Below are 18,006 nucleotides of genomic sequence, written 5' to 3' on the forward strand. Positions count from 1 at the left end.
ATCGAAATCATGGCAGAAGCCCGCGCAAAAAGGGATTACAGTATTAGCGGTCCGGAGAATCAGCGGGCGCAGGAGAGGGGACTTGCGACTGCGGAATGGTATGTGAGCCCCATTCCCCGACAGCGGATGAAGGAGCTGATGAAGCGGAGGGACGGTCCGGCCATCCGCGATACGCTGATTTGGTTCGGTCTCTTGATCCTTGCCGGATATATCTCGTATCTGTCCTGGGGGAGCTGGTGGGCCGTTCCGGCGTTTCTCGCATATGGGATACTATATGCCACTCCGGGCGACTCCAGATGGCATGAATGCGGACACGGCACCGCGTTCAAGACCATGTGGATGAACGAGGCGGTCTATCAGATCGCTTCGTTCATGGTGTTAAGATCGGCGACGCCTTGGCGCTGGAGCCATTCCCGCCATCATACGGACACCATTATTGTCGGCCGCGACCCGGAGATCATTACGGAACGTCCGCCGGTATGGCGAATACTGCTCATGCAGATCTTCCACCTCTACGGCGGTCCGATCGAGATCAAACGGTTCATCATGCACTGCTTCGGCAGACTGGATTCTGCGGAGCAGGAATATATTCCTCCGACGGAGCGCCGGAAAACGTACCGCGAAGCCCGCATTTATTTACTGATTATTTTGCTGGTCATCGCCGCTTGTATTTATTTTGGCACGATCCTGCCGGCCATGTTCGTCTTTCTGCCTTCCTTTTACGGCGGAATTGTCGTTATTCTGTTCGGCGTCACCCAGCATTTGGGTCTCCATGAGGATGTACTGGATCACCGGCTTAACACCCGCACCATATACATGAATCCGGTCCTGCGGTTTCTGTACTGGAACATGAATTACCATATCGAGCACCATATGTTCCCGATGGTTCCGTATCATGCGCTTCATAGGCTTCATGAAGAGATGAAGGGCGATTGTCCTGCTGCCCGGCCGGGTCTGTTCGCTGCATTAAAGGAAGTGACCGCTGCCCTGAGAAAGCAAAAACACGATCCCGCTTTTACCGTCGAGAAGCCTCTGCCGGTCACGGCGCGTCCCTACAGGTACAGGCCGGATTCCGTTGAGAAACATATCGTGAACTGATCGGCAGAAAGATCGGATCACCCGGATTGTGAGCCGTTTCATGATAGAGGAAATCCGGTACCGCTGCGCGGTGCCGGGTTTTTTTTATAGAGCAGGGAGGAAATATCTGGTTGTTCTCCACTGGATAAAGTGATACGATGAGTATATTAACCTATCAGATGAGTGGGTGAGGATCATTTCAAAAAAACCGCTTAGCGCAGCCATTTTGTCCAATCTGGAGCAAAGGATTGAGGGAGAGGAATGGAAGCCGGGGCATAAGCTGCCGTCATTGTCCTCACTTGCCGGGGAGTACGGTGCTGGCGTATCGACAATACGCGAAGCATTGCGCATCCTGGAGAACAGGGGTTATCTTCTCATCGAGCAAGGGAGGGGGATGTTTGTCAGGAGCCCCTCGCATTGGCGCAGAGATGATTCGCCGGACATCGGGAATTTGCTGGATGGCAGTCTGGCGTCATTGCTGGAGTTTCGTGAATTGTTGGAACCGGAACTCGCTGCGCTGGCAGCGGAACGCGGATCACCGGGGCAGATCGTCAACATCAAAGCCGCAGCGGCAATGATGATCGAAAACCTGGCCAATGGAGAGGATTATTTTACAGCTGACTTAGCCTTTCATGCGCATATTGCAGAGGCCAGCTCCAACGAAGTGATGCAAAGCGTGATGCAGGGCATCTCTGATCTGATGCTGGAAAGCCGCAGACAAACGATGCGGATTCCGGGAAGCGCGCAGCGGGCTTCGCATTTTCATATGCTGATCGCCCTGGCGATCGAGCAGCGCAATCCCGCGCTTGCCAGAGATACGATGAAGCTTCATCTCAGGGACGTGAGGGAAGACTTGCAGCGGGTCAAGGAATCACCGAAAGCAAACGGCAGATCGAAGGAGTGAGGGAAACGATGACGATGATCGCAATTCCAAATCCGGTTAATCCTTACCGCGGCAATGTGCAGGGGAAGGCCAACGAGCCCATTACCGTGGCAGGCTTGTTGGATCGTGCCAAGAAAGGCTTGGGCTCCGATTATGGAGCGGCGGTTCCGGACTGGAGCCTCGACAGGATTTATGACCGTCTGGAACACAATGCTCCCCGCATTGCCATCATAGGCGGATCCTCCGACCATCCCGCCCACATACTGGACCAAGAAACCGTTTATAAAGCCGCAATGACCATCTGGAATAAAGGGGGCATTCCTTTTTATTTCAGTACTCCTGTACTTTGCGACGGGACTGCGCAGAACAATATGGGCATGTCCTATTCGCTGCAGAGCCGCAATGTTATAGCCGAAGTCGTAGTCAATCAAATGGAAGCGCATTCTTATCATGCCGCGTTCGTCATTCAAGGCTGCGACAAACAGCCGCTTGGCGTGCTGAGCGGTCTGGCTCTGCTGGACCGGCTTCGCCGTTATCGGGGAGAGCATCATGTGTTTGCTACGTTCAGCCCATCTCATGTATTGAAGGGGGGGACGATACCCGACGACGTTAAGGCAGGCCTTGCAGAGCTTGCCGCGAAGGCCGAATCCGCCGGTCACCCCGATATCGCGGCAGATATCCGGGATGCGGTCAGTTATATTCTCCAGTGCTCTTCCAACACTACATTTCAGGGTGTTCTGGAGCGTGCGGTGGAGTATGGTTTGCTGACTGATGCGGAGCACAAGGATTTTGAGAAGCGGCTCGCCATCAGTACATGCGACGCCAAAGGCGGCATCTGTGCGTTTCATGGAACAGGAAACAGCTCGCGCGACATTACGGCAGGACTGGGTCTGGTTCACCCTGCCGTGGAGCTTCTGACAGAACCCCCGGCATTGCATCAGGTGGAGCAGGCGGTTGAAGGGCTGTTTGCCATCATGCACAGGCAGGAATGCGGCGTAAGCGAACTGCTGGCGGCCAACATCGCAAATGCCATCCGCATTCACAGCTCATCAGGCGGCTCCTCCAACCTCATGATGCATATCATCGGTGCGATGGTATATGCCGGTTACAATTTTACACTTGACCATTTGGAAGCGATTGCACGAGAATGTGAAATACCCGATCTGTTTGATTACAGCCTGACGGAGGGACGGGATATCTATGCGCTGGCCCAGCAGTGCTGCTCGGGACAAATCCGCGGCATGGAGACGCTGATCTACGAGCTTACCCGCAATGGTGTCCCGATGGATCTGGATGCCCCGACCGTAACCGGGCAGACCTGGCGGGAACGGTTATCGGATACAACCGGTTTAAGTGCAGACGGCGTCATGGATAATCCGATCATCCTCAGCTCGCCGAAGCGCTCGTTCAGCGGCGTAGACGTGCTTAGGGGGAATTTCTTTAATAATGCAGTGGTTAAGGTAAGCGGAATGACCACCACTCAACTGAACCACTTCGACGATAAAGCCGCATTCGTTCTCTATTTCGAGAACGAGGAAGAAGCGAACCGGAAGCTCCTTGACGTGGATTTCATGCAGGAGCTGAAGGCAAACAGAGTATTTCCGGCGGAACATATGAAGCGTATGGCCATCTATAACTCATCCGAATGCAGCGTGAAGGAATTGGAAGACATCGCATATCCGGAGCTCTTTGACTTGATGACCGACCGGGAGTGGATGCGGCTTGCGGTAATCATCGCAGGACAAGGGCCGGAAGCGTTCGGGATGCCGGAGATGTTCACACCGATGCAGTACATCAACGGACATCGGAAGCTGAAGCGGCTGGCCACATTAATCAGCGACGGGCGGTATTCCGGGGTAACCTTCGGTGCCGCTGTGGGTCACATGACTCCGGAAGCCTATCATGGCGGAGGTCTGCTGTATCTTCAGCATGGCGACCTGCTTCATCTGCAATTCCGTGCGCGCAGGATCGATCTGTTGGATCAGAAGGCATTTGAACTAGGCTTGATCGAAGGCTATAAAGGCGATATACGAAGCGGGCGCAGTGATCTTGGAGAGGAGAGATTGCTCCGGATGCGGGGGAGACAGAAGCTTGTTGCCGCTTCTAACCGCATGCGGGACTGCACAGATGCGTCCCGAGGGGTCGTTCCCATGGGAATTGCTCTGGAAGCGGACCGGGATTGGGTAAGGTAAGCGTAAAATGGGGAGGAGCCGATGAGTATGGAGAAGTCGAGAGCATTGTTAAGAGAACTGGGCTTCCTGGATCGGGAAGCCTATGATCTGCCGGATTCAGATAAGCGATTTCCTGACGGGGCCCAATATCGGGTAGAGATTCCCAGTGTAGAAGGTCCGGAGTCACTGAAGGCCGTGTTTCAAGAAGCAGACCGATATGGCATAACGATACACCGCGTCTCACAGGGAAGCGGAATTATGCTGCTCACGGATGAAGAGATTACCGAGATGGTGAATCTATGCGCCTCGCGAGGGGTTGAATTGAGTTTATTCGTAGGTCCGCGGGGAACTTGGGATATCAGCGCGCAGCCGCTGACTCCTGCCGGTAAGGTGATCGCGCTCCGGCATGAAGGCGTGGATCAGCTCGTATACGCGATGGAAGACCTGCAAAGGGCGAACCGGCTTGGTGTAAGGGGGGCGCTGGTTGCGGATGAGGGCTTGCTCCTATTGACCGGCGAAATGAAAAAGAGATCCATGCTGGATCCCGGCTTTGTCGTGAAAGTCTCTGTCCAGATGATGGCGGCTAACCCGGTCTCCATCAAGCTTATGCAGGACCTCGGAGCGGATACGTATAATGTGCCGACCGGATTAACCTTGCCCAAGCTTGCCTCTGTCCGGCCAGCCATCGATATCCCGTTGGATGTTTATGTGGAAGCACCGGACGGTCTGGGCGGATTTATCCGTCATTACGAAATTCCCGAGCTGATCAGGATTCTGTCCCCGATCTATGTCAAGTTCGGTTTGCGCAATCATCCCGATGTCTACCCCAGCGGATCCCATCTGGAACCGGTTAACATCTCGCTAAGCAGGGAACGGGTAAGACGTGCCTATCTGGGGCTTGAGCTCCTGAAGCGTTATGCCCCTGAATTGAAGACATCCGAATTGGGCGCTGCCGGTCTGGGTGTTCCCATTCCTCAGGATAGCTCTATGATAAATAGTGGAGAACAGGCATTAGTGGATAATTGAAAAAGCCCTCGATAACAAGCTGGCGCCGGAATCTATCGGCGCCAGCTTAATTTTGGTTGCGCCCTCTCTAGATCATAGCTTGAAAGATTGCCTATATTTCATCCGGCTGCAGTATGCAAACATTTTCATCATATATATGTTTCTTCATCAGGTGGCAGACCTGCTCTACGTCCTTGTCCCTCATGGCCTGCAGAAGAACTACATGCTCTTCATAAATCTGCTTCTGATCAGCATACATGGTTCCCTGCATAAAGAAATGCAGTCGGATCCGGTTAACGATGCTTGACCAGATGTTCATTAAGTTGCTGGCGTTGGAAGCCTGAATGATATATTCATGGAAGGCGATATCATACTCTACAATTCGGGTTAAATCTTTCTTCAGAATACCTTCCTTCATCCCCTCGACAAATTCGGACAAGCGCTGAAAATCATCCCCATTCATCAGGGACAGTCCAGAACGGATCGCAAATAATTCAATACTGAGCCGGATGGGAATAAGAACCTCGATAACCTCGGCTTTGGAGAATTCGGCAACTACCGTTTCTTTATAAGGGGAGGAGAGGAGCAGGCCCTCTTGTTCCAGCGTACGTATTGCTTCCCGGATCGGTCCGCGGCTTACGCCCATTTCTTTGGAGATCGTAATCTCCCGCAGCCGGTCACCCGGTTTTAATTGCCCGTTCAGAATGGCATCGCGGATATCATCGGTAATCCGATGCCGAAGAGAAGCGGGTTTCTGCTCTTTAAAGCTGAATGGCTTCATTCCATTAAATCTCTCCCTTCCTCGTCTTTAATGCATTCATCATAAGATATGAGGCTCCTTCATGTCAAAAATACAGTTACCAATAAGATTGTTGACAATATTACAAATCCATCGTATACTTTGTGAAAATTCTACCAATAGGCAGGTGTTTACTGGACCAAAAAGCCATTGACAGCGGACCGTGTGGCCGGAATTGGGATTGAATCAGTGGAGGACGCCGTGATGAAGGATCAGGTTATCTAGTCACCAATTAACGACATTTTTATGACATCCACAAATGGAAGCGTATACAATTTTGGAGGTGAGTGGCGAAATATGAGATCTCAGCGCAAATGGATGACCCGTACACGCAGAGAAGCATTAGACTGCTATGTATTTATGAGTCCGGCCATTCTCGGCCTTCTGATTTTTATGATTGGGCCAATTGCAGCATCCGCTTATTTCAGTTTTACGGAATATGACATATTGGGATCTCCGACATGGATCGGGTTGGACAATTACAAGGAGTTGTTTCAGGATCCGCTTTTTTGGCAGTCGCTTAAGGTGACGCTGATCTACTCGATTGTAAGTGTGCCTTCAGGACTCATTATTGCTTTATTCCTGGCGATATTGCTGAACCGCAACTTGCGTGGAATTTTCATCTTCCGGACGATCTTTTATTTGCCCGCGGTCATGTCCGGCGTCGCTGTCGCGCTGCTATGGAAATGGATCTTTAACCCCGACTTCGGATTGGCGAACTGGGTTATCGGTTTTGTGGGCATTGACGGACCGAAGTGGTTCATTGAGGAGCAGTGGGCGCTCCCGCCTATCATTATCATGAGTCTTTGGGGAGTTGGAGGGAGCATGCTGATATATCTGGCAGGCTTGCAGGGTATTCCAACGGATTTATACGAAGCGGCTGAGATCGACGGCGCGAACAAGCGGAAACAATTTTTTCATATTACGATCCCGATGCTGTCGCCTGTCATTTTCTTCAATCTGATTACAGGGATCATTGGCGCCCTTCAGGTGTTCACCGAAGGCTTCATCATGACCGCGGGAGGACCGAATAATGCCACGCTGTTCAGCGTGCTTTACCTGTACCGGAACGCATTCGATTATTTGCAAATGGGGTATGCCTCCGCGCTTGCGTGGGTGCTCTTCCTCATCATTCTGGTTTTCACTTTGCTTGTGTTTAAATCATCCTCGATGTGGGTCTTTTACGAAGGAAACAGGAGGTCTGGCAAATGAAGACGATAACGAACAAGACTGCTGCTGGCGTCCCTGCTCGTAGAATGGTCTCCAGGCGGCAGTCGGAAAAATGGCGGAACGCCTTCAGCTACTTGCTGCTGGGCCTTGGGTCGCTGATTATTCTGGTGCCGTTCGCATGGATGATCTCCACCTCGCTCAAGCTCAAAACGGACGTGTATATCTTTCCTCCCAAATGGATTCCGTCCCCGATACAGTGGCACAATTACAGGGATGCCTTGACCACGTTCCCATTTCCATTATATACGCTTAATTCCGTCATCATCGTTGTTTTCGTCCTCCTCGGGACGCTTCTGTCCTGTTCGTTTTCCGCCTATGGCTTCTCGCGGCTGAACGCGCCGGGGCGGAACCTGATCTTCATTGTGCTGCTCTCAACCATGATGCTGCCCGGCGCAGTTACAATGGTGCCTTTATATCTGTTTTTCAACAGCCTGGGCTGGATTGACACGTTTCTGCCTTTGATCGTACCCGCTTGGTTCGGCAGTGCATTCTTCATCTTTATGATGCGGCAGTTTTATATGGGTATTCCCTTCGAGCTGGAGGATTCGGCGCGCATTGACGGGTGCAGCGCTTACGGAATCTGGCTGAGAATCATGGTTCCACTGAGCAAGCCGGTGCTGGTAACGGTCGCTGTTTTTACGTTCATGGGGACCTGGAATGACTTCATGGGGCCTCTGATTTATCTGACTGATGAAAATAAAAGGACGCTTGCCCTCGGGCTATCCTACTTTCAGGGCTCGGCCCGCTCTTCACCGGATCTTCATCTATTGATGGCGGCGACATTGTATGCGATTACTCCATGCGTGGTGCTGTACTTCCTGAGCCAGAAGGTTTTTGTGAAAGGGATGGTATTTACGGGTGTCAAAGGTTAGTTTACTAATTGGCGAAAAGAGGGATTGGGTATGAAGCGGAAAAGCAGGGTGGCTTTCGTATCGGTTATGGTCATGATTTTGTTTATCCTGTACGGCTGTTCCGGGGGAGGAACGGAAAATGGCGCCTCGGACGGGGCGAAGGAAAAAGTCGAACTGAATTTTATCCGCTGGTCGAATGGACCCGCACTGGATGAAGAAGAAAAGGATAAAATCAAGCGGTTTAACGATTCTCATCCGAATATTCATGTCAATATGACGCTTCTTCCATGGGACGAAACGTTTAAGAAAATCGAAATGACGCTGGCCTCCAACTCGCCGGTTGACCTGTTTTACTGGGATGTTCCCGCTTATGCCTGGTATAAAAAAGGACTCATGAAAAACCTCCAGCCCTATTTTGACCGGGATTTAAACATGGCCGATTATGACGCGGAGCTGTTCAAGCCTTTCCAATTCGACGGCAGCAGCATGTATGTTGCCCCGGAAAACTACCAGACGCTGGTCTTGTATTACAATAAAGATTTGTTCGATAAGGGCAGTGTGCCATATCCGACCGCGGACTGGGAGTGGACGGATTTCCTGAATGCGGCGGAGAAGCTGACCGTCAAGGATGGCGACAAAACCGTTCAATTCGGCACGACCAATTCTTTAGGGGCCTGGTGGGGGTGGATGGCGCTCAGCCAGGAGCAGGGCGGTGCCTTGACGGACAATATTCATGATCCGGAAAAATTGACGTTTAACACTCCGCAGACGAGGAATGCGCTGCAGTTCTTGCAGGATCTGATTTTTAAATACGGCGTTGCCCCGGACGCAGCGAAGGCGAGCGCATTGGGAGGAGATTTCCTGACGGGCAAAATTGCGATGTATGTCGGAGGAGACTGGGATTTGGGCTCGCTGAAGGAGGCGAAGGACCTTCACTTTGATATGGCGCCGATTCCGAAGTGGGATGGCAATCGTGTGGTTCCATACTGGGTGGGCGGCTATGCCATGACAGAAAAATCGAAGCATCCGGAAGAAGCCTGGGAGTTTATCAAATGGACAATGACTGAAAACCAGGAAACTCTTGCCAGGCAGCAGTCCTGGATTCCGGTGCACAAGCCTTCCCTGGAGAACGCGGAACTTCCGCAATGGGCACCAGAAGGCTATGAGAAGGCCCGTTTCGACTGGATGAATTACGGCATGATCGGAGACATTTATCATCTCAACTGGCGCGAGGCTCAGGATAAAGCGATATCCCCGATCACTGACCAGATATTCAACAACAAATTGTCAGTGGAAGAAGGATTGAAGCAGCTGGATGAGCAGGTCAACGAGATCATTTCGAAAAAGTAATGAACAGGACCTGAAGGAGCCGGGGATTTACCGGGATCTTCAGGTCCTTTTCCAATTTTTGCGGAACATCGACGGCGAGCTCTGCTCCGATTTTTGAAAAGCATGTAAAAACGCATTATAGCTCTCAAAGCCGGTTTGTTCCGACACTTCGCCCACGGATGCGTCGGTCTGCATAAGAAGCCGCTTGGCATGATTGATCTGTTTCAGCAAAACGTATTCCTTGGGCGTATACCCGTAATATTTTTTAAACTGCCTGATAAAATGATATAAACTAAGGTTGGCTGCTTCAGCTGCTTCTTTCATGCTGGCGATAGTCAAATAATGCAAGTCGATGTACCGTCTGGCCTGTTCGACGTTGTCCGGTTTCCGAAAAACCGAGCGGTCGTAATTTGAAAAGCGGGCACAATGCATCAGCAGCTGATAAATCAAGGCGGACTGCTTCCATTCGTTCTGCGGATCGTTATCCTGCATCCCGTCGATAATGGTCCGGAGTGTCAGGTCAATCGGGCAGTCGGCGGACTGTGAAGAAATCAGTAATATCGGACCATGGAATAACCGGGTCCATAACGACTCAAGGTCCAAACCGTCAAACACAAGATAGCGCATTTGATAGGGAGCGGCCGGATCTGCGCGGTAGGCATGGGGATGACGCATATCATGCAGCAAACAGTCCCCTTCGCCGAGACCGATCCAGGTTTCCCCGTGACGGAACGAGCCCCTGCCTTGTGTAATCCGTAATATTTCGTAAGCCGGATAATAATCGCGCTCGAAGAAAAAGTCTTGGGAATTAGGATCAAATCCCCCGATTATCGGATAGTAGAGAGTGGATCTGGCAAAAGGGCTCGGTGTGGAAAGCCATTCAAACTTCATGATCAGCATCCTTTATAAGAGTCGTATTCATGCAAATGTAACATATGAAAACACAAATGCCCACAGGAATAAATCCTGAAGGCATCTGTTAGCTATTAGTATTTCCCTGTTTCCGCAGGTACAGCTGCAGGTTCCTGGAAAGCCTGGGGATCGTCAGTCCACGGGAGCATGCCGAGCAGCATTTTTCGCAGGTTCGTATGGGCTTTGGTCTTAAGCGTATCAGAAGGCTCATATCCGGGCCAAGTGCGCAGAAACGACGGCGCATAGTTGTAGATGACCGACCGCCTGGTCTCCTCTGTGAAATTATTCAGCGCGGAATGGTACGTGTAACCGTTGAAAATGACGGCTGTACCTCTTTTGACACTCATCCGGACATGTCCGGGCATGTCTTCCTGCTTTGCCACTTTGGGCAGGATTTCGTTTGGCATATGGACACTGCCAGGAAGAAAAGCGAGACACCCGCCATCATATTTTACGTCTGACAGAAAATAAAACACTTTCGCCATGAAGGGAATCTTTTTCTCATTGATATAAAGCAGATTCCCGGTATCCCGATGCCAACCGGTGTGGCTTTCCTTTTGCGGCGGCTTGATCAAGCCGTCGTTATCGATCATGACAAATGAATGGCCAAGAAGGTCTCTCATGATCGACATCATCCGGGGATGCTCCATCAGTTCAAGAAACGCGTCATCATACTCAATGATCCCGCATACCTGCTGGACGTGATTCAACTGACCGGAGGCGGGGTTGTGCCCTCCTTTGGATTCCCAGACTTCGAATGCATGATCAAGCCGCTCGTTATGAAAGGATACCTCATCAGGGGCCAGGAAGTCTTCAAGCACCAAATAACCGTCCCGCTCCCAGCTCAGTTTTTGTTCCACTGTCAGACCGTGCAGTTCCATCAATAATTCCTCCCCAAATTTATTGCGCTTCTACCTTTATTGTATATTCAGCAGCAGGAAGAAAAAAAGGTGCTTGATTGCTGAATATCCACCAAAAATTGCTGTTTTATTTGAAGGTGACTGATCATATCCGTAGAGGGTATGATCTGTTGGGTATGACACTCTTGCACGGCTGAACGGTAAAAGCTCCAACCGCGAAGAATTTCGCGGTTGGAGCTTTTATGATAGGCGAAGCCTCGCTATGGCGTTCCGAACTCCTGCTTATTATGGAGTAGGGGCAGGGGGGATTTTCAATACATCGCCGACCTTGACGTCATCGTTATCCGCCAACTGATTGTATTCCGCAATGAGCTTTATGTATTTGTCGGAACCGTAGTATTTCCTGGCAATGTTTGAAAGAGTGTCTCCTTTCTGAACGATATGTTCTTTTGCGGCCTCGTCCTTGCTGTTATCGGCGCCAGTCGGAGTCTTTACCGCAAGGGCGGGGATGATCAATGAGCTTCCCGCTTTCAATTCCTCGGTCTTCTCCAGCTTGTTATTCTTCGCAATCAGATCCACATAATCCTTCGATTGATAGAATAGCATGGAGATTTTATACAGGGTATCTCCGGCGCGGACCATATAGGTTACCGGCAAGGTGACCTTGGTGTAGTCGATATCCTGCTCCTTCCCGGGTGTTGATCCGGCATCTGAAGATAGGGACGGGATCTTGATGGTGTCCCCGACCTTCATATCATTAATAAATACGATATGGTTGTGCTCTGCCAAGAGATCGACATGCTGCTTCGAATGATAGAACTTCATGGATATCGTGGACAGCGTATCCCCTTTTCTGACGACATATGTAGCAGGAAGCTTCGTCTCCGGAACAGAGGGCGCTGTGTCCTTGCCGCCACTATTGACCGGCTTCCCGGCGGGTATTTCCTCTTGACTGTCGTCTGGGACAGCTGGTTCTCCTTGGCCTGCTTCGGCCGGATTCTCAGTCCCGGCATTATCGGCAGGGAGTTCGCCTGGATCGGGCGTTGTCCCGGATGTGTCCGAATTGCCGGATTCCTGATTGCCGTCCGGCTCGCTTTTTGAGGAAGCATTATTCTCAGCCGGTACATCCCCGGTCAGCGTATCGTTGCCAGAGCTGTCGTTCTGAGCTGGTCCATTCCCTGTTATTTCATTTTGAGATGAAGTATTATTTTCTGCCGATTCATTGGCAGCCGGATCATTCCCTGCTGCGGTCTGCTTTTGTCCGGAGCCGGTTGGTGCTGTAAAAACACTATACAATATTCCGGAAATGATAATGAGCAAGGCCGCTGCTGCAAGCAGGATCATCAGGGTGGTTTTGTTCTTCCTCGTGCGTGTGGCTCTGGGACGGTAATCACTGCCTGTCGAGTCTTTGTTCAAAGCATGATCTTCCTTTCCTATTTTAAGAATCTCTTTCTTACACACCATCTATTTTACTATATTTATCTGTCCATAAACTGAACATAAAGAAAATCAGGAGATTGGCACTACGCCTGGGAGGGAAGATGATAGGACCAATGCCGCGAGCATTGCTTTTTATGCTTTCGATTTCCCGTTCTTGCCGAAGCTGCGCTTTATCAGGGTTATAACCGCCCCCAGGACTATGGGTGTGGTAGCAAGGACGTTGACGGCCGGCACGATGACGGACCAGGAGATCATGGATTCCATTTGTGTCGAGAACATCGTCAACGACATAAACAACAACAGGAGTGTTAGCGGAAGTATGACGGAGCGGCTGTCCTTCAGCTTCAGAATACGGGCGATTCCCGAACTGAGCGCTATCAATGCGATGGTCGATTTGATATAAGAGCCTGCAATCAGCGTAATACCGGAAATCGCTTCGATCCTTATGGCAAAACCGGGTATCTCGAGCACGCGGGCCATCTCATACAAGGCGAAATTACGCTGGCCTGCCGCTTGGCCAAAGATCATGCTGGCGCATAGGACTACAGCAAGAAAGATGATCATATTGACAGCGTATGCGGAAATAAGCATTCTGCCCAGCGGCTCATTCCTGGCGGGGCGCACATAAAAAAGGAGCAGAGAAAATACAAATATTTCTGAATAAGGAAAACCATGGCTGATAATCGCACCATGCAGAACAGGTAAAGCGCCGCTCGCGAACAGAGGCAGTAAATGGGTTGGATGGTATTTCCCCAAATCGAAGACCAAAATAATTATGATCGTTACCAGCATAATTACAAGGGACAGAGAGAACATCCGTGCGGCCACTTCGATGCCCGCCAGCGCCGTAAGCGCGGAAACGAAGAGAATCAGGGAATGAAATATATACAAGGGGGTGTCAAGCATCATTGTGGTGGTGAAGAAGGCGCCTGCGCCAACTGTGATGTTGGCGATCATTAACACCATTACCAAAAAAATGATTATCGTAAATACTGTTCCGATCCATCTGCCGAATACATCGCCAAGATACTGAATGGAGGACTTGTCCGGGAAGATGCGATGCAGATACAGGACACTTAGAAGTCCGGGAACTCCTGCGGCTGCAGCCAGGATTATGGACATCCAGGCTCCATTGCCGGCTGCGCCGATGACCGGAGTCGGGATAAAGACAATCGAAGAGCCTAGTGTAAACGCAAGCAGCAGCATGGCCATTTGAGAAGGGCTTATCATTTCGTTTTGTTTCATGTCATCCAGCCCCCGTTCCAATGATCCAATTCTGTTGAACACTTGGTATTATTTGCCGTTGAATCAAATTTATACAGAAGAAGACTCGCCAAAGTCCATTTGCCTGATTAGTCGGAAAATCTATTTGACAACTGCTGCAGCGTATTCTATTCTAATTATGTTAGATTAATCTAACATAATTAGAATAGCCAAGGAGAGATTCGCATGAAGCTTAACCATTTGAACTTATGTGTCCATGACATTTCAGAGGCAAGTAATTTTTTTCAGAAAATTTTTGACTTTCATCTGCTGGAGCGGAAGGGAGATGCCGTTGCCATCATGAGTGACGGAGAAAGCTTCACCCTCGTACTGAGCAATACAAGGTCATTCGGAGGTGAATCATCAACTTATCCCAAAGACTTTCATATTGGATTCTATGTCGATACTGCGGAAGAGGTGGACCGCTTCTATGACCGGCTTGCAGCGGCAAATATCGGGCCTGATCATGGGCCAAGAAAAATCAGGGATGGTTACAGCCTTTATTTCAATGCAATTGACGGACTTTTATTCGAAGTGACATGCCTGAATCGTTGATCAACCCTTACCAAAACAAAAACGGCAGCTAAACCCGCCCGGGCTTGAACTGCCGTTCCTGTTTGGAGCATGTTTATGGACTAAAGAACAGAGCGCAGATTTCAGCTTTCTACCCGAGGCGTAGTCGGATCGCAGTCCGGCACGGATATTTCCCCGGATTGTGCGAGCTTTCTCAAATAATAGCATTCTTCCCGGTACATATGGTCCGGAAGAAGCGGATTCAAGCTGCCTAGCAGCTCCTCGCTCAAATCAAGCTGCTCCAATTCCTTCAAAAAGGCCATAAACATGGCCATTTCCAAATTAATGTCCCGATGGAACCGCACAAACGAAGGATACTGCTTTCTCATCGTCCGCAAATAACCGGCCAGTTCAATGGCTTTCAAATAAAAATCGCTAAAATGCTGTTCGAATATTTTGCTCCTGGCAAACAGCTGCCTCTCGACCAGGTCCAGGTTGCTTGCGATGGCTGAAGAATGAAAAGCGGCATCCGAGAGCCATAACAGATCATGATGAAGGGGAGGGTAATGCGGTACGGATTTGCCTGCAAGCAGTTCGTCAAGGATGCGAATATATTCTTCTATCTCGTTTACCATATGATTCAGAAAGGAAGGCGTAATGTTGATTTTGACGGCGCCAAGCAGGGATCGTTCCAGCAAATTCAATTTATAGCTGCGCAGGCTGACTGCTGTACGATGGGCAGAATGGTTCAATTCCGAAAGCTGCGCAGCGTCAAGCGGCCGCCGGGATCGTTCAAGCAGCAAATCGAACTGGCGAATGAATTGTCCCGATGCTTCGATATCCTTGTGTTCGGCAGGGTATAGGGTGTTATGAATAAACCGCGAATGATCCCCCAAAATTTGCAGCCAAAATTGATGCTCGAATTGCGCTTCATGATCCGGCATGGCGTTCAACTCCCGCAGTTCATATGTTCCAATGTATGAGAGAATTCTCCGGGGTATTCATTTTCGCTTGAACGGCCGCGTAAATCGCTGCAAGGTAAAATCAAAAAGTTAACATAACTAGATGAGCTTAGGCACATCGGGACTTTCTTATATTTTAAGGAGGAAGTATCATTGACCAATCCCTCCGCGTAAGGCGGCGCCCACTTCAATATGGTGTGATTACGGCTACAGCAGCCATGAAATTGTTGGAAATGAAGTCCAATACGTTTTACCGGCGTGTGAAGGAGTATGAAAGTCAAATGGTTGCTCTTGGACAGGTATGCAACTAACAAAATGCAGCAAGAATTTCTGTCTCCTATTAAAGGCAATTGTTTGGAAGTCCCACAATGATAATTTTCCTGTATATGATTGAGTGATAAAAATGAAAATCCTATTGGAATTGGGGAGGGCTTTATAAAGATGGACGAGTTTCGATGAGGATGAATGACTCAATGATGGCCATCTTGTCATCTCTTTCGAATTAACGCCTTTTAGGAGAGAGATTCACCATATGCCCTCTCGTTCTGCATAAATATCATCCATCGGCAAATAATACCATGGATCGAATAAGCTCTTCCTTAGACGAGGGGATTCAGAAGGAAATTAATTTTGAGGAGCAGACAAAACAGAATATTTGTACTCCCGCTTCGATTGAGAGAGCCACTAAAAGCACCAAACTGGACATAATGGAAAACATGATAAAAGTCTGGGGATTATTTGAAAGGAATCAAATATACCGCATGCAATAGGCGAAAAATATGGCTGCTGCAGAAAATTCTGCAAGCAGCTCTATTCTTCTCTATTCATGATTCAAACGATTGTAACTCTATTTATAAAATTTGACCAACTGATCCACCTTAACTGCCTGCCCTGTACGGATCGACTTGTTAGCCGCGGTGCCCGTCAGAAGGGAGCGCGCACCGTCGATATGATCGACCGTTCTCACCAAGAAACATATCACGCTCTGCGGTCGTCTAAAACTCGCAAATCCGTATATTGCGCCACCTGCAAGCCGCATTCGGCGCCCAGCGCGCTTCGCCCATGCCAGGATCGTTATCATGGATTTCGAAGGCGATGTGTCCTTTCGGACTGAGCAGATCCCGGACCGCCGCGGCGTTATACAAGGGGTGCTTCAAGGTTGCCGTATCGATTTCAGAAATCTTCGTATCGTTAATATGGACGGTGATCCGCGGAGACGCCCCTTCGACGCGAATCTTGAATTCATTCCAATTATTCCACTTCCATATAGACAGAAACTGCTCACCGGTTGCCGCATATTCAAGAAGTGCCGTTTTGTCTGGTGTCATGGGCTCGATGGTGGTCGCGGGGTCTTCCAGTCTCAGCCCCACGGGATTACCTTGCTCATCGTATTTCGCATCGAGGGTGAAATTGATGCCATGGAAGCCGCCGATGCCATTGCCGTAAATACCACCTATATTTCCCGAACGGCGGTGATCCAGAAGGATTTGGAACCCTTGAGAACCGAGAGCAGATGCACGCACCAGAATGCCGGTATCCGCCGGCCAGTCGGGATGTGCCTCGAAGACCAACTCGAAATCGCCGTATACCCCATCGCTGAGGAGATAACCGCCGTAACCGCATCCGGGCGGATCCTGCCGTCCCGTGATTGCACCATCCTCAACAGTCCATTTTCCCGATGTTTGCGCGGCGCGTCGGTATTCCTCGGTCGTCGTATCCGGTCCAGGTTCGCCGGGGGCGCGGGGAATAGGCAAGCGAGGGACGAAATGCCAACCCGTGAGTGTTTTATCGTCAAAGATTGGAATGAACGCTGCGTCGTTTTTATACATGATGCCTCCTAGTGTATGTATTAATCATTGGCTAATTAGTTTAGTTCGGTCAGATTATTCGCTGATGAACCCGCGGTTCATTGGACTGCGGATCGTCGATAACTTGTCTCAAAACCGCAGTGACAAGCTTATGGTCCTGATCTCCGGGCAAGCCGGAAACGGAAACCGAACCAATTACGCCGGCTCAGCGGACTCTATAGGAAACGCCCCGTTAAACGGAGCGTATCGAGACGGATCCAGAAAATAACGATCGACTATCGATTTGCCATAAATCTTAGCTCGGTCAATGATCTTCATCCCGATACATAGTGCCGTTTCATTGAATCGAATTGTAATTCCTTCTCCTCCTTTAACAATTCTTCCAACAACTGCTCGTCTGTCATGCGGGTTCACACCTTCCGTTACAAGGGGATATCATTTCTAACGCAGATACCAGCCTTATATTTGTCGGAATATTCTATTTTGTGCAATTATATCATAAACACGTGTTAATGCTATAAAAAAATATTAGAACCGATTAATAGTGTTTGTTTCCTTTTTTTATAAATTAAGGATTGACAGCGCTTTAATAAGCTATGTATTATGAGTACATAAACACGTGTTCACGAAAGAGGCTGACATCTTTGACATCATTGAAAAACGCAAAGATCAAAAACGAGGAGATAGCCCGGATAAACCAAGAATACGGATGCAATAAAAAGGGTAAAGGGACATTCGGCGCCGCGCCAATTTTCAACGATATGCTAAAGCATCGAACGGGTTTTAAAGAGATCACGATTGGTCGGGCAGTCTGGTTTCCAGAAACTTATAAAGAAAAATCTATGATTTTTTATCCCGAAATAAACACGTGTTCAAAATAATTCTTTTTAGGCAGTTTTCAGG

General features: G+C 49.6%; 16 protein-coding genes. 9 read left to right on the forward strand and 7 right to left on the reverse strand.

Going from position 1 to position 18,006, the window contains the following annotated elements:
- Positions 1–9 precede the first annotated feature (9 nt).
- From AC0YNV_RS06745 to AC0YNV_RS06760, 4 genes are all read left to right on the forward strand, one after another.
- Complete coding sequence (locus AC0YNV_RS06745; protein ID WP_475766902.1) at positions 10–1,098, forward strand: fatty acid desaturase family protein; 1,089 nt, start codon at positions 10–12, stop codon at positions 1,096–1,098.
- Between the two features lie 166 nt (positions 1,099–1,264).
- Positions 1,265–1,981 carry a FadR/GntR family transcriptional regulator gene (locus AC0YNV_RS06750; protein WP_475766904.1) on the forward strand — a complete coding sequence of 239 codons (717 nt, stop codon included), beginning with the start codon at positions 1,265–1,267 and terminating at the stop codon, positions 1,979–1,981.
- Positions 1,982–1,989: 8 nt separating this feature from the next.
- Positions 1,990–4,152, forward strand: a complete 2,163-nt coding sequence (locus tag AC0YNV_RS06755; protein ID WP_475766905.1) for a dihydroxy-acid dehydratase domain-containing protein — start codon at positions 1,990–1,992, stop codon at positions 4,150–4,152.
- 27 nt (positions 4,153–4,179) lie between these two features.
- Positions 4,180–5,157, forward strand: a complete 978-nt coding sequence (locus tag AC0YNV_RS06760; RefSeq protein WP_475766907.1) for a U32 family peptidase — start codon at positions 4,180–4,182, stop codon at positions 5,155–5,157.
- Between the two features lie 91 nt (positions 5,158–5,248).
- Here AC0YNV_RS06760 and AC0YNV_RS06765 read toward each other — a convergent pair whose 3' ends face one another.
- Complete coding sequence (locus AC0YNV_RS06765) at positions 5,249–5,917, reverse strand: GntR family transcriptional regulator (RefSeq protein WP_475766908.1); 669 nt, start codon at positions 5,915–5,917, stop codon at positions 5,249–5,251.
- A gap of 315 nt (positions 5,918–6,232) precedes the next feature.
- On the opposite strand from AC0YNV_RS06765, the gene AC0YNV_RS06770 reads away from it, so the two are divergent.
- The 3 genes from AC0YNV_RS06770 to AC0YNV_RS06780 are packed head-to-tail and all read left to right on the forward strand — an operon-like array spanning position 6,233 to position 9,366.
- On the forward strand, positions 6,233–7,147 hold the full coding sequence (locus AC0YNV_RS06770; protein WP_475766910.1) for a carbohydrate ABC transporter permease: 915 nt from the start codon (positions 6,233–6,235) through the stop codon (positions 7,145–7,147).
- The gene (locus AC0YNV_RS06775; RefSeq protein WP_475766912.1) at positions 7,144–8,037 is read left to right on the forward strand and encodes a carbohydrate ABC transporter permease; all 894 of its coding nucleotides are present in this window, start codon (positions 7,144–7,146) and stop codon (positions 8,035–8,037) included. The genes AC0YNV_RS06770 and AC0YNV_RS06775 overlap by 4 nt, the downstream gene beginning before the upstream one ends.
- A gap of 30 nt (positions 8,038–8,067) precedes the next feature.
- Positions 8,068–9,366 carry an ABC transporter substrate-binding protein gene (locus AC0YNV_RS06780; RefSeq protein ID WP_475766914.1) on the forward strand — a complete coding sequence of 433 codons (1,299 nt, stop codon included), beginning with the start codon at positions 8,068–8,070 and terminating at the stop codon, positions 9,364–9,366.
- A gap of 39 nt (positions 9,367–9,405) precedes the next feature.
- On the opposite strand, the gene AC0YNV_RS06785 is transcribed toward AC0YNV_RS06780, so the two are convergent.
- The 4 genes from AC0YNV_RS06785 to AC0YNV_RS06800 all read right to left on the reverse strand — a co-directional run bounded on the left by AC0YNV_RS06785 (position 9,406) and on the right by AC0YNV_RS06800 (position 13,802).
- Positions 9,406–10,236, reverse strand: coding sequence for a helix-turn-helix domain-containing protein (locus AC0YNV_RS06785; protein WP_475766915.1), 831 nt, complete (start codon positions 10,234–10,236; stop codon positions 9,406–9,408).
- Between the two features lie 95 nt (positions 10,237–10,331).
- Positions 10,332–11,138, reverse strand: coding sequence for a phytanoyl-CoA dioxygenase family protein (locus tag AC0YNV_RS06790; RefSeq protein ID WP_475766917.1), 807 nt, complete (start codon positions 11,136–11,138; stop codon positions 10,332–10,334).
- A 264-nt stretch (positions 11,139–11,402) separates the two neighbouring features.
- Positions 11,403–12,533 carry a LysM peptidoglycan-binding domain-containing protein gene (locus tag AC0YNV_RS06795; RefSeq protein ID WP_475766919.1) on the reverse strand — a complete coding sequence of 377 codons (1,131 nt, stop codon included), beginning with the start codon at positions 12,531–12,533 and terminating at the stop codon, positions 11,403–11,405.
- 156 nt (positions 12,534–12,689) lie between these two features.
- Positions 12,690–13,802, reverse strand: coding sequence for a GerAB/ArcD/ProY family transporter (locus AC0YNV_RS06800; RefSeq protein WP_475766920.1), 1,113 nt, complete (start codon positions 13,800–13,802; stop codon positions 12,690–12,692).
- A 204-nt stretch (positions 13,803–14,006) separates the two neighbouring features.
- Here AC0YNV_RS06800 and AC0YNV_RS06805 point away from each other — a divergent pair, with 204 nt between their 5' ends.
- Positions 14,007–14,375, forward strand: coding sequence for a VOC family protein (locus AC0YNV_RS06805; protein WP_475766922.1), 369 nt, complete (start codon positions 14,007–14,009; stop codon positions 14,373–14,375).
- A gap of 101 nt (positions 14,376–14,476) precedes the next feature.
- On the opposite strand, the gene AC0YNV_RS06810 is transcribed toward AC0YNV_RS06805, so the two are convergent.
- Both AC0YNV_RS06810 and AC0YNV_RS06815 read right to left on the reverse strand, forming a co-directional pair.
- On the reverse strand, positions 14,477–15,277 hold the full coding sequence (locus AC0YNV_RS06810) for a DUF2935 domain-containing protein (protein ID WP_475766923.1): 801 nt from the start codon (positions 15,275–15,277) through the stop codon (positions 14,477–14,479).
- Positions 15,278–16,290: 1,013 nt separating this feature from the next.
- The gene (locus tag AC0YNV_RS06815; RefSeq protein WP_475766925.1) at positions 16,291–17,124 is read right to left on the reverse strand and encodes a 3-keto-disaccharide hydrolase; all 834 of its coding nucleotides are present in this window, start codon (positions 17,122–17,124) and stop codon (positions 16,291–16,293) included.
- Between the two features lie 623 nt (positions 17,125–17,747).
- Between AC0YNV_RS06815 and AC0YNV_RS06820 the strand changes: the two genes are divergently transcribed.
- Entirely contained in the window at positions 17,748–17,984 is a 237-nt protein-coding gene (locus tag AC0YNV_RS06820) for a hypothetical protein (protein WP_475766926.1), read from the forward strand.
- Positions 17,985–18,006: the final 22 nt, after the last annotated feature.

This window comes from Paenibacillus sp. JT31N11, from assembly GCF_056269285.1.